This is a genomic window from Winogradskyella sp. Asnod2-B02-A, from assembly GCF_045063645.1.
GTDB lineage: Bacteria > Bacteroidota > Bacteroidia > Flavobacteriales > Flavobacteriaceae > Winogradskyella.
This window is the reverse complement of the sequence record NZ_JBEFOG010000026.1, coordinates 948,968-962,232: the sequence shown is the minus strand read 5'-3', so window position 1 is coordinate 962,232 and position 13,265 is coordinate 948,968. Positions and strand designations below refer to the sequence as shown.

Genomic DNA, 13,265 nt, shown 5'->3' with positions numbered 1-13,265 from the left:
TGGGAACTAAAGATGAAAAATAGCAACGTCATACAAGTAGACCAATTAACCAAAATGTTTGGAGATTTTACAGCCGTAAATGCTATAACTTTTAATGTTGAAAAAGGCGAAATTTTCGGATTCTTAGGTGCAAATGGAGCAGGAAAAACAACTGCTATGAAAATGCTGATTGGGATTTCGAAACCAACATCGGGAAAAGCTAATGTTGCAGGTTTCGATGTGTTTACTAATGCAGAGGACATCAAGAAAAATATTGGTTACATGAGTCAGAAATTTGCACTGTATGACGATTTAACAGTTAAAGAAAACATCACATTCTTTGGAGGTATTTATGGATTAACAAGAAAACGAATCAAAGAAAAAGCATCAATATTAATTGAAGAGTTAGGCTTAGAAGAAGTTGCTAATAAACTGGTTGGTGCTTTACCGTTAGGTTGGAAACAAAAACTATCTTTTTCAGTAGCCTTACTTCACGACCCAAAAATTGTGTTTTTAGATGAACCAACAGGAGGCGTTGACCCAATTACGAGACGTCAATTTTGGGAAATGATTTATAAAGCAGCTAACCAAGGCACAACTGTTTTTGTAACCACCCATTACATGGATGAAGCCGAATATTGCGACCGAGTTTCCATTATGGTAAACGGAAAAATTGAAGCTCTAGATACACCTAAGAAGTTGAAAGAGAAATTTAAAGTAGATAATATGAATGATGTATTTTTAAAACTAGCTCGTGGGTAAATAGGTTCCTGAGGATTTCAATTATTTAGGCAGAAGAGTAACTAAAAAAATCTGCGAGTATTTGCGAAATCTGCGGGAGAATTATAGAAAAGTAAAACAAATAATTATGGCAGAAAAAACAGAAAACGAAATATCCTACCTAATCAGAGGAGCAATTTTTAAAGTCTACAATGAATTAGGTCCAGGTTTATTAGAATCAGTTTATGAAACTGTTTTAAGCTATGAACTAGAAAAAGAAGGATTAAATGTTAGAAGGCAAGTTACTTTACCAATATTTTATGATAGTATTGAAATAGAATCAGGCTTTAGGTTAGATTTATTAATAAATAATAAAGTCATAATAGAAATTAAATCAGTTGAAACTTTAGCAAAAGTGCATCATAAACAAGTTTTAACTTATTTAAAGATGTCAGAATTAAAGCTAGGAATTTTAGTGAATTTCAATGTTGATGATATTCCAAAAGGAATTTTTAGAAAAGTAAACGGATTATAAAAAAAAATAGTATCGAGCAGATTTCGCTGATTTACGCAGAAAAAGTACTCGTAATCATAATAAAAAGAAATCTGCGAGTATCTGCGTAATATGCGGGAAACAAATAAAGATAATCAATCTACCAGAGATAATAAGTATTAATAATTAAAAGATTCCTGCTTTCGCAGGAATAAAGCATGAAAAGATTCATAGGTTTCATAAAAAAAGAATTCTACCACATTTTTAGAGATAGACGCTCATTGTTTATCCTCTTCGGGATGCCAATTGCCCAAATAATGCTCTTCGGTTTTGCCATTACCAATGAAATCAATAATGTAGATATTGCCATTTTAGACCATTCAAAAGATACTACAACCGAAGAAATAATAAATAAAATTTCAGCTTCAAAATATTTCAGTATTAATCAATTTATTGAAAGGGAATCTGATATTGAAACGATTTTCAAAAAAGGAAAAGTAAAAGCCGTTTTAAATTTTGAGAAAGATTTCAGTAAAAACTTAATCAAGGATAATAAAGCCACAGTCCAAATTATTACTGATGCAACAGACCCAAATACAGCAAATACTATAAGTAATTATGTAAATGCTATTCTTCAGCAATATCAAAAAGAATTGAACAAAGACATCGCCATTACTTATCAAATTATACCAGAAACACGGATGGTTTACAATCCAGAATTAAAAAGTGTGTACATGTTTGTTCCTGGTGTAATGACTATTATTTTAATGCTAGTTTCTGCTATGATGACGTCTATTTCCATTACAAGAGAAAAGGAATTAGGCACTATGGAAATCCTTTTAGTATCACCAATAAAACCAATTCAAGTCATTATTGGTAAAGTGTTTCCTTATATTTTTCTCTCTATTATAAATGCAATAGTAATAGTAGTTTTAAGCATATTCATATTTAAAATGCCAGTTCAAGGCAGCTTGTTTTTGTTAGGATTTGAAAGCGTTTTATTTATCATAACATCTTTAGCTTTAGGGATTTTAATTTCAACGATTTCTGCAACGCAACAAACAGCCATGATGATTTCGTTAATGGGATTAATGCTACCTGTAATATTATTGTCAGGCTTTATTTTTCCAATATCAAGTATGCCTTTACCATTGCAAGTCATAAGTAACATAATTCCTGCAAAATGGTTCATTATCATTATAAAAGGAATAATGCTTAAAGGTGTCGGAATTAAATTTATTTGGAAAGAGACCTTGATTTTAGTAGGAATGACCGTGTTCTTTATAGCAGTAAGTGTGAAGAAATATAAAATTAGGTTGGAGTGAGAAAGCATTTAATCTTTCAATAAGTAATGGATAGAAAAAGAATAAAATATTAAAAAAAAGAAAACACCCCTAAAGTCCCCTCAAGGGGACAATTCACTCAGTTGAATCGGACGATTGTCCCCTTGAGGGGACTTTAGGGGTGTAAAAAAATTGAGTTTAGCAATTTAATAAAACACATTCCTGTCTACGCAGGAAGTAATATGAAAACAATTCTATACATCATACAAAAGGAGTTCAAGCAAATCTTTAGAAACAAAGGCATGCTTCCTATTATCTTTGTTTTGCCAATATTACAGCTCGTTATTTTATCTAATGCAGCAACGTTTGAAGTGAAGAACATCAAATTCGCTTATATTGATAATGACCATACATCAACATCTAGAGCCTTAGTCGAAAAATTTAATGCCTCAACCTATTTTGAAGTATTAACAGATTTCCCATCACAAGCAGAAGCTAGTTCAGCGATGTTGAAAGGAGAGGTCGATGTGCTTCTAAATATTCCACAATATTTTGAACGCGATTTACAAAAGGAAAAACATAATAATTTAGGAGTCACAATAAATGCCATTGATGGCGCAGCAGCAGGTGTAGAAAATGTATATGTCACACAAATTGTACAGCGTTTTAATCAAAGCCTAAAGGTTGATTTGTTACAAATTTCAGACCAGCAAATTCAACCAATAAATATCGAAACGATTCCTTTATTTTGGTATAATGAAACTCTTAATTATAAAACCTTTATGGTGCCAGGAATCTTAGTTTTACTAGTAACTATGATTACTTTATTCTTATCTGGAATGAATGTTGTACGCGAAAAAGAAATAGGTACTTTAGAGCAAATCAACGTCACACCAATTAAAAAAAGCCAGTTTATTATTGGAAAGCTTTTTCCATTTTGGGTCATAGGAATGGGTTTATTAACCGTTGGCTTAATTTTGGCGAAAGTCATTTTTAATGTTCCCATGCTAGGGAGTTTACCGCTTATGTATTTATATACCTCTATTTACATCTTAGTCATTTTGGGTATCGGTTTATTCATATCCAATTTTACAGATACGCAACAACAAGCTATGTTTATTGCGTGGTTTTTTACCGTTATTTTTATTTTAATGAGTGGTTTATTTACACCAATAGAGAGTATGCCAAAATGGGCACAAACACTTACAGAATTTAACCCAATACGATATTTTGTAGAAGTGATGCGTATGGTAATGCTAAAAGGTTCTGGTTTTAACGATATTCTTCCTCAGTTATTAAAAACGGCACTTTATGCTTTTATAATGAATGGATTAGCCGTTTGGAGTTATAGAAAGACCAATTAATCTAGTGTAACAATAGATACAGTATTTGTTTTTTGTTAGTCCTACCTTTAATGCTCAACCCTCTAATTATGAAACACAAGGTTTTAGTATTCGTTCTCTCTTTTTTGACAAGTATAAATTTATTTGCACAAGACCAATTTACGGTTCAAATAGAACCATTAACTATTACAGGTGCACCAAACGTGCATTCTTTTTCATGGGGAAAAACTTCAGATGGAAAATGGATAGTCATAGGAGGAAGGATTGATGGTTTACATCAACGACAGCCCTTTGCCGCTTTTCAGGAAAATGATAACAACAAAAGTGTGTATGTTATAGATGCAGTAGCAAACCAAACTTGGAGTACATCTATTGATGTGCTACCTACTGCTCTTTTTGAACAATTACAATCTACAAATCAAGAGTTTGTTCAAAGAGGAAACACATTATACAGCATTGGTGGTTATGGTTATAGTGCCACACAAAATGACCATATAACTTATGATAAATTAACCGCTATTGATGTCGATGGGTTAGCAAATGCTGTTATTAATAACACAAGTATTGTTTCTTTTTTTAGACAAATATCAAATTCTAATTTAGCCGTTACAGGAGGACATTTGGGTTTATTAAATGATGTGTTTTATTTGTGCGGAGGACAGTATTTTGAAGGAAGATATAATCCACAAGGACCAAATAATGGACCAGGATTCATTCAAAATTATACAGATGAAATACGAACTTTTGAAATCAGTGATGATGGAACAAACCTTTCAATCGTAAACTATTCTGCACAAAACGACACTAATAATTTACACCGAAGAGATTATAACATGGCACCTCAAATATTTCCTGATGGAACACCAGGATTCACCATGTTTAGTGGTGTTTTTCAACATACAGCAAATTTACCATGGTTAAATAGTGTAGACATAACAGCTTCAGGATATGCTGTTAATAATGCATTCAATCAATATTTAAGTCAATATCATAGTGCTAAAGTACCAATTTATGATACTTCAAATAACGTAATGCATACTTTGTTTTTTGGTGGAATGAGCCAATACAAATTAGATGTTAATAATAATCTTATTCAAGATGATAATGTACCTTTTGTAAAAACGATTAGTAAAGTGTCTAGATTTAGCGATGGCTCTATGACAGAAAGTAGTTTGGGTATAGAAATGCCAACATTTTTGGGTTCTGGCTCAGAGTTTATTCCACTAAATAATGACTTAAATTACCTAACAAACGAAATAGTAGATATTAATAATTTACAAGATGGTGTAACTCATGTTGGTTATATTTTTGGCGGAATTGAAAGTACTCAAGAGAATATATTTTTCATAAACGACGGTACGCAGAGTAGTGCAAGTAATTTGGCTTTTAAGGTCTTTATTAATAAATCAACTTTAAGTGTAAATGAAGTAGCACTTAATCCTAATAATATTTACAATATTAAAATTTACCCAAACCCTTCTAAGGGTATTTTTTCTATTGAAGTATTCATTCCAAACACTGATCAGAACACTTTAGAAGTTTATAATCTCTTAGGTGAAAATGTGAAATCAATACCGATTGAAAAATCTATTGGTTTAAAGGAGATATCCCTAGACTTAACTAATATGGCTTCTGGCGAATACATTTTAGTAGTCAAGAATAAGCAACATACATTAGAGAAAAAAATTATAAAGCTTTAATTAATTACGTCATAGTGTAACAATAGTTACGGTTAGTTTTATTTGAAAATATGACCTTTATACTCTAGTTAAAGTTATTAATTAGTCCAAAGGTCAAAATGACCTAAATCATTTCATAAGCTTAATTATTCAACTAATTTCATATCACTAAATTATAAGAAAATGTCTAAAATTGTCATTCTTGGAGCCGGAATTTCTGGTCACGTTGCAGCAACTCATTTACGCAGAAAATTATCAAAAAAGCACGAGGTTGTTGTCGTATCACCTAATAGTAATTACCAGTGGGTTCCTTCTAATATTTGGGTTGGAATTGGAAGAATGAAATCAGAAAAAATTTATTTTCCATTAGCGCCATTATATAAAAAGAAAGGAATTGGTTATAAACAAGCTAAAGCAATTTCGTTTCATCCTGAAGGCGATAGTACAGAAGCAAAACCTTACGTTTTATCAGAATATGTAGTAGGAGATGAAAAAGGAAAACAAGAAAAAATAACTTATGATTATTTAATCAATTCCACAGGACCAAAACTTAATTTTGAAGCCACTGAAGGTTTAATTCCTGGAAAAAACAAAGCTTATTCTGTTTGTACATATACACATGCAGACCATGCTTGGGAAGGTTTGAAAACGGTTATTGAGCAAATGAAAGCTGGTAAAAAAGCTAAAATTTTAATAGGTACAGGTCACGCAAAATCTACTTGCCAAGGAGCTGCTTTTGAGTATATCTTAAATGTAGAACAAGAATTACGCAAGCATAATGTGCGTGATATGGCTGAAGTTACTTGGATTTCTAACGAATACCAATTAGGAGATTTTGGTATGGATGGTATGTTAATGAGCTATGGAAGTTTAACGATGAAATCTCATGAAATGATTGAGATGATTTTTGAAGACAGAGACATAAAATGGATTTTAGGTGCTGGAGTCAATAAGATTGAAGATGGAGTAGCACATTACGAAAATCTTGAAGGTGAACATAAATCAGAATCTTATGATTTTGCAATGTTAATTCCGTCGTTCTCAGGTCATGGTTTTAAAGCTTATGATAAAAACGATAATGATATTACAGAGAAGTTGTTTAAAGGATTTATGTTAGTTGATGCAGATTATACATCAAAACCTTACGAAGAATGGTCGGTTAGAGATTGGCCAGAAACCTATCAGAATCCAAGTTATAAAAACATTTTTGCACCAGGTATTGCATTTGCACCACCACATTCAATATCTAAGCCAAGAAAAAGTAAAAATGGAACTGATATTACACCTGCACCACCCAGAACAGGTATGCCTTCTGGTATAACCGCGAAATTAGTAGCAGATAATATTATAGATTCCATAAAGAATGGAAAAGAGTCATTAAGCCACAAAGGTTCTATGGGAAATATGGGAGCTGCTTGTATTGCTTCTGCAGGATTTGGATTACTTAATGGAAGTGGAGTTAGCATTACCACTTTTCCCATTGTTCCAGATTATGAAAAGTATCCTAAAACACAAGGTCGTCAACTTGGTAAAACTTTTGGGGAAATTGGTTTGGCAGGTCACTGGCTAAAATTAGCCTTGCACTATGCTTTTATCTATAAAGCTAAAATGAGACCATTTTGGTGGTTGATTCCTGAATAAGGTTTTTAAAAATTAGTGAAGTCACAAAAATAAAACCTTGAAAATTTAAATATTATGACACAAAGAATATCAAAATATCAAAGATTTAAAATGATGAATCCTATCATTCAATTTTTTAAATTCATTTATTTAAGTATAAAAATAATGTTAGTTGTGGCTGGTGGACATGGAGGCACAAGAAAAGTGAGCTAAAATGATGGTTACAAATTAGAACTGAATTAACATAAATTACTCATCTATTTAATAGTTCTACAACTATTGAATAGATGCTGATGTTACCATCTTAATTCCCATTGCAATCATTTCTTTCTTAAGCTTTTCAAATTCTATATTATCCAATGCTTTAGAAGCATCTTCAATTAAAAAGCAATCAAATCCTTCTTTGAAAGCATCCATAATAGAAAAGTAAACACAGATATCTGCTGCTAAACCACATAGATAAAGCTCTGTGGTTCCTTTTTCTTTTAAATAACCAGCTAATCCAGTTGATTTTAAATGGCCATTGTCATAAAAAGCGCTGTAACTATCAATGGTTTTATCTGTTCCTTTTCTAAAAATAGCTTCAAATTTCTTCGTTTTTAAATCCGGATGAAATTCTGCACCTTGAGTACCTTGCACGCAATGGTCTGGCCATAAGGTTTGTTGTTTTTTATGAATTTCAATAACATCAAAATTAGATTTCCCTTCATGATTACTAGCAAAACTTATGTGGTCTTTAGGATGCCAATCTTGTGTGCCAATTACTAAATCAAATTTATCTTGAATCTTATTAATTACTGGCACAATTTGATTACCATTGGGTACAGGAAGAGAACCGTTGGGTATAAAATCGTTCTGTACATCTATGATTAATAGCGTTTTCATAAGTAGAATTTAATTTTAAATTATTTTATTAATCTAGTCTAGAATTTATGTTTTTTAATTAATAAGTCACGTTCTTTCTTAAGTGCTGAACTAAGTCCAATTTTATAAATGTGCGGATTCTGAAAACGTTTATATTCATTAGGAAGTTGTTCTAAACGCAATTGAGAATATTTAGAAATTTCAGTAACCGAGCGCGATGGAAGTATTCTTTTTCCGTCTTTCATTACGGGTTCAAGCAACGGTTCATGTTTAAAAGAATTAAGGTCTAAACTTTTAGTTGTATCAAAAGGATGTTCCATAAGTGCAACTTTATCTTCAGCAGAAAGTGTTATAGCATCAGCACCGTAAAACATGTCATTTTCATCTAGCATACGGTAAACTTGCTTTTTAAAAGGAAGCGAGATTTTAATAATATTTTCAGAAAGTTTAATTCTTGGTGTGTCGTTATATTCTGCTAATTTATAAACACCATCTAGTGCAGCATCTGGTTTTCCTGTAACTAGGTTTGTACCAACCCCAAAAATATCAATAGATGCGCCTTGTTCTTTCAAACTTTTTATAACATATTCATCCAATTGGTTAGACGCTACAATTTTTACATAACTCAAATTAGCATCATCTAATATAGCACGTGTTTTTTTAGATAAATAAGCTAAATCACCACTGTCTAAACGAACACCTAACAGAGAATCGCCTCTTTTTTCCATTTCTTTGGCTACCGTAATGGCATTTGGCAATCCACTTTTAAGGGTGTTATAAGTATCAATTAAGAGGACGCAATTTTCTGGTCGCATTTTAGCGAAATCTCTAAAAGCGTCTAATTCTTCGTCATAACTTTGAATAAAAGAATGGGCCATAGTACCAGAGGAAGGAATGTTATAATCCTCGGCAGCTTTAACATTACTTGTACTATCAAAACCACCAATAGCAGCAGCTCTAGAGGCATAATAGCCACCTGTAGCATGTGCACGACGTAAACCCATATCTAATAAAATACCATCTTTAGCACTGAATTTTATTCGGCTTGCTTTTGTTGCTATTAAGGTTTGAAAATTGAGAATGTTCAATAAAAGTGTCTCAATAATCTGTGCTTCAATAATATTAGCTTCCACCTGTAAGATTGGTCTGTTGGGAAACACAACATCACCTTCTTTACTTGAATAAATATTTCCTTTAAAACGAAAATTCTTTAAATACTCTAAAAAATCACTTTCAAATCCTTTTTCTTTTAAATATGAAATATCTGTTGCTGAGAACTCTAGAGTTTCAAGAATATCCAAAACATCTTCTAATCCTGCAAAAATGGAATAACCACTTTTAAACGGATTGTGTCGAAAATAATAATCAAAGACCGCTCGTCCATTGGGTTTTGTGCCAAAATAAACTTGAGCCATTGTAATTTGATAGAGGTCTGTATAAGCAGCTGTAATATTCATGAGAATTTGGATTATATTCTTCCAAGATATCCAAAAATAAAAAGATACCTTGTTTAGAATTTTAAAAAAATAAAGCCAATAAATTTAAGGATATTTTGCCACTCAAAGAACGAAGACGCAAGAAAGATTGGGTTTGTTAATTAAAAAAATCAGATTTAATTAGAATTCACTTTTACTGAGTAACATTAGTTACTAAGTGTTATTATATGTTGATTTATTTTTGTTAAGTGAAATGGTGTTTTGTTCGATTTTAATAGAAATATAAGAGTTGATATCCATAATTACATGAGTATCGTTATGACACAAAGAATTTCAAAATATCAAAGATTTAAAATGATGAATCCTATCATTCAGTTTTTCAAGTTCATTTATTTAAGTATAAAAATAATGCTTGTAGTTGCTGGAGGACATGGAGGCACAAGAAAAGTTAACTGATGTGGTTGTCAGTTTTTTTGGTTGGTTAGTAAAAAGCATTCATTCTTTTAAATGAATGCTTTTTTGTTTTAAACTAAATCCATGTTATAAAAACCACCACAGTTTTTCTTACGTTTTTTAGAGAATTTTGTAATTAAATAAGCTGTAATAATTAAGTTTCTTAATTCGCATAATTCAGAAGACAATTCTGAGTGGTCATAAAGGCGCTTATTATCCTTATATAACACACGTAATCGTTTTTCGGCACGTAATAATCGTTCGTTAGACCTTACAATGCCAACATAATTACTCATTATGGTTTTAACTTCATTTTTATCGTGCGTAATTAAAATATTTTCCATGTTTTTAATCACACCAACATCATTCCATTGAGGTATGTTTTTTGGCATCGTTACATTATTAAACTTTTTAAGTACATGCAAATAAGCACGATGTGCATACACTAAACCTTCTAATAAAGAGTTTGAAGCTAATCGGTTTCCGCCATGTAATCCTGTTCTAGTAACTTCACCACAAGCGTATAAGTTTTTTATAGAGGTTCTTGCGTTTTTATTCACTTTTACGCCACCACAAATGTAGTGTGATGCTGGTAACACAGGTATAAAATCTTTTCTAATATCGATACCAAGCGACGCACATTTTTCTGTGATATTAGGAAAATGTGATTTAAATTTTTCGTAATCAAGATGGGTGCAATCTAAAAAAACATGTGGCGAACCACTTTTCTTTAATTCATTATCAATGGCTCTGGCTACAATATCTCTCGAAGCTAATTCTTCGCGATTATCATAGTTGTGCATAAATGCTTTACCATCAATAGTTCTTAATTTTGCACCAAAACCTCTAACGGCTTCAGAAATTAAAAAAGCAGGATATTCACCAGGATTATACAAAGCGGTTGGGTGAAATTGTATAAATTCTACGTCTGTGATTTCTGCTTTGGCTCTATAAGCCATAGCTAAACCATCACCTGTTGCCACTTTGGGATTGGTAGTCGTTTGGTAAACTTGTCCGCTACCACCAGAAGCTAACATTGTAAATTTGCTCAAAAGAGTTTTTACAACCGATTTCTTTTCGTCTAAAACGTAAGCCCCAAAACAAGATATTTTAGAGTTTCGCTTTGTTTTAGATTTTTTTGCTTGGTGTTCAGTAATAAAATCTATAGCATAATGATGCTCTAAAAATTCAATATTTGATTGTGCATTAACTTGTGCAATTAATGCCCTTTCAATTTCTGCACCAGTAACATCAGTGTGATGTAGAATACGGTTTTGAGAATGACCACCTTCGCGACCTAAATCGTATTCACCTTCATCATTTTTGTCAAATTTTGTTCCCCAATCAATTAACTCTTGTAAGCGTTCTGGTGCGTGTTTCACCACCATTCTTACCACTTTTTCATCGCATAAACCATCACCTGCAATTATAGTATCTTGTATATGTTGTTCAAAACTATCTACAGTTTTGTCATAAACAGTTGCTATACCACCTTGAGCATATTTAGTATTAGATTCTGTTTTTTCGTCTTTAGTAACAATAATGATTTTTGAATCTTTATATTGAATAGCTATTTTTAAAGCAAAAGTTAAGCCCGAAACACCCGAGCCAATAACTAAGAAATCAGATTCTATTATTTTTTTGTCATTTACCATCTAGAAATATTTATTTTGACAGTTCTAGCATTCTTTCAATAGGAACAATTGCTTTCTTTGCTAATTCAGCATCAACTTCAATATTTGGCAATTCGTGCTTAATACACAAGTACAGCTTTTTTAAAGTATTCAATTTCATGTAAGCACATTCACTACAAGCACAAGTATTGTCTTCTTTAGCAGGAGCAGGAATGATGTCTTTATCTGGATTTTCTCTCATCATTTGATATAGAATTCCGGCTTCCGTAGCGACTATAAATTTCGTTCTACTACTGTTTTTAACATAATCTAATAAGCCTGCTGTAGAACCAATATAACTAGCTACTTGAAGTAAATGGTCTTCAGATTCTGGATGTGCAATAATTTCTGCATCAAGATTTTCTTTATGAAGTTTTATTAATTTTTCCATAGAAAAAGCTTCATGTACAAGACAAGAACCTTCCCATAAAACCATATCTCGACCTGTTTCTTTATTTAAATAAGCCCCTAAATTTTTATCGGGTGCAAAAATAATGGGTTGTTCTTTCGGAATGGAGTTAACTATCTTTTTAGCATTAGAAGACGTGCAAACATAATCACTTAGAGCTTTTATCTCTGCAGAACAATTAATATAAGTGATTACAACATGATTTGGATGTTGTTTTTTGAATTCTGAAAAATTATCTGGAGGGCAAGAATCCGCTAAGGAACAGCCTGCTAATAAATCGGGTAGCAATACTTTTTTAGTAGGATTTAAAATTTTGGCCGTTTCTGCCATAAAATGAACACCAGCAAAAATTATCATATCGGCATCCGTTTTCGCTGCTTTTTGCGCTAATGCTAGACTGTCCCCAACAAAGTCAGCAATTTCTTGTATCTCATCAATTTGATAATAATGAGCAAGAAGAATGGCATTTTTTTCTTTTTTTAGCTTTTGTATTTCGGTAATGTAATCTATTCCTGATGTTTCAATATCTAAATAACCTTTGGTTTCGATATTTTGCTTAGCAAGTTCTATTAATTTCATTTCAGAGTACTTCGATTAATACTTTTTTGAATTAGTAATTCCTCATTTTGGTAAAAATAATTAGATAGTTTCTATGAAAACATGATAAATAGCATGTTAAGAAATGAAATTATTTTTACAAATAGAAGTCAATAATTATGTATAGATACGGTGGGATGCATTCTTTGTGTTTTACTTGGTCTGACCAAGGTCATTGTAGCATTTCTTTCTAATAGATACTTTTAATTACACATTAAAAAAGTATAGATACAATGAAAAAGTCTGTCAAAGCCATGCGGAAATCTACTTGGAGTTTTATACTAAATGCAACCATGACTTTATGTATGTCTGCTATTATTGGTATTGGTTTTTTAATTAAGTACACACTTTTATCTGGTCAAGACCGGAAGGAGGTTTATGGACAAAACGTAGAATTGTATTTTCTTAATATGGATAGGCATCAATGGGGAACAATTCATCTATACTTAAGTTTTGTGCTCATTGGCTTATTAATAATGCATGTTTTTCTGCATTGGAAAGTCGTCACAGCCGTTTACAAAAAGATTATTAAAGTGCAATTCACTAAGAGAATAGTAGCTTTAAGTTTCGCCATAATATACGCTTTTTTAGTTCTTATTCCATTTTTTATTATTCCAAAAGTAGAGCCTATTAAAAAAGGAAAAGGACGCCAAGTAACATTGGTTACAGACTTCAATAATTCATTAAACTATTTTTGCCTTGTAAATTAATGATTG

At 31.8% G+C, this 13,265-nt stretch carries 12 protein-coding genes; 8 read left to right on the top strand and 4 right to left on the bottom strand.

The window, feature by feature from the left end:
* The first annotated feature begins 12 nt into the window (after positions 1-12).
* The 7 genes from ACJJVO_RS07685 (at position 13) to ACJJVO_RS07655 (ending at position 7,330) form a co-directional block, all read left to right on the top strand.
* Positions 13-741 (top strand): ABC transporter ATP-binding protein, encoded by a 729-nt coding sequence (locus ACJJVO_RS07685; RefSeq protein ID WP_405572458.1) that lies wholly within the window; start codon positions 13-15, stop codon positions 739-741.
* A gap of 106 nt (positions 742-847) precedes the next feature.
* The gene (locus tag ACJJVO_RS07680; RefSeq protein WP_405572455.1) at positions 848-1,234 is read left to right on the top strand and encodes a GxxExxY protein; all 387 of its coding nucleotides are present in this window, start codon (positions 848-850) and stop codon (positions 1,232-1,234) included.
* Positions 1,235-1,410: 176 nt separating this feature from the next.
* On the top strand, positions 1,411-2,517 hold the full coding sequence (locus ACJJVO_RS07675; protein WP_405572452.1) for an ABC transporter permease: 1,107 nt from the start codon (positions 1,411-1,413) through the stop codon (positions 2,515-2,517).
* Between the two features lie 200 nt (positions 2,518-2,717).
* A complete protein-coding gene (locus ACJJVO_RS07670) occupies positions 2,718-3,839 on the top strand; it encodes an ABC transporter permease (protein ID WP_405572449.1) in 1,122 nt (373 codons plus the stop codon).
* Positions 3,840-3,907: 68 nt separating this feature from the next.
* Entirely contained in the window at positions 3,908-5,518 is a 1,611-nt protein-coding gene (locus ACJJVO_RS07665; protein WP_405572446.1) for a T9SS type A sorting domain-containing protein, read from the top strand.
* A 162-nt stretch (positions 5,519-5,680) separates the two neighbouring features.
* Positions 5,681-7,138, top strand: coding sequence for an NAD(P)/FAD-dependent oxidoreductase (locus tag ACJJVO_RS07660; RefSeq protein WP_405572443.1), 1,458 nt, complete (start codon positions 5,681-5,683; stop codon positions 7,136-7,138).
* Between the two features lie 54 nt (positions 7,139-7,192).
* Positions 7,193-7,330 (top strand): hypothetical protein, encoded by a 138-nt coding sequence (locus ACJJVO_RS07655; RefSeq protein WP_405572441.1) that lies wholly within the window; start codon positions 7,193-7,195, stop codon positions 7,328-7,330.
* 63 nt (positions 7,331-7,393) lie between these two features.
* On the opposite strand, the gene pncA is transcribed toward ACJJVO_RS07655, so the two are convergent.
* From pncA to nadA, 4 genes are all read right to left on the bottom strand, one after another.
* Complete coding sequence (pncA, locus tag ACJJVO_RS07650) at positions 7,394-8,002, bottom strand: bifunctional nicotinamidase/pyrazinamidase (protein ID WP_405572439.1); 609 nt, start codon at positions 8,000-8,002, stop codon at positions 7,394-7,396.
* 38 nt (positions 8,003-8,040) lie between these two features.
* Positions 8,041-9,438 carry a nicotinate phosphoribosyltransferase gene (locus ACJJVO_RS07645; protein ID WP_405572436.1) on the bottom strand — a complete coding sequence of 466 codons (1,398 nt, stop codon included), beginning with the start codon at positions 9,436-9,438 and terminating at the stop codon, positions 8,041-8,043.
* Positions 9,439-9,941: 503 nt separating this feature from the next.
* Positions 9,942-11,525: an L-aspartate oxidase gene (gene nadB, locus ACJJVO_RS07640; protein ID WP_405572433.1), complete on the bottom strand. Its 1,584-nt coding sequence runs from the start codon at positions 11,523-11,525 to the stop codon at positions 9,942-9,944.
* A 10-nt stretch (positions 11,526-11,535) separates the two neighbouring features.
* Positions 11,536-12,531 (bottom strand): quinolinate synthase NadA, encoded by a 996-nt coding sequence (gene nadA, locus ACJJVO_RS07635; RefSeq protein WP_405572431.1) that lies wholly within the window; start codon positions 12,529-12,531, stop codon positions 11,536-11,538.
* Positions 12,532-12,782: 251 nt separating this feature from the next.
* On the opposite strand from nadA, the gene ACJJVO_RS07630 reads away from it, so the two are divergent.
* Positions 12,783-13,259, top strand: coding sequence for a DUF4405 domain-containing protein (locus ACJJVO_RS07630; protein ID WP_405572429.1), 477 nt, complete (start codon positions 12,783-12,785; stop codon positions 13,257-13,259).
* The last annotated feature ends 6 nt before the right edge of the window (positions 13,260-13,265 follow it).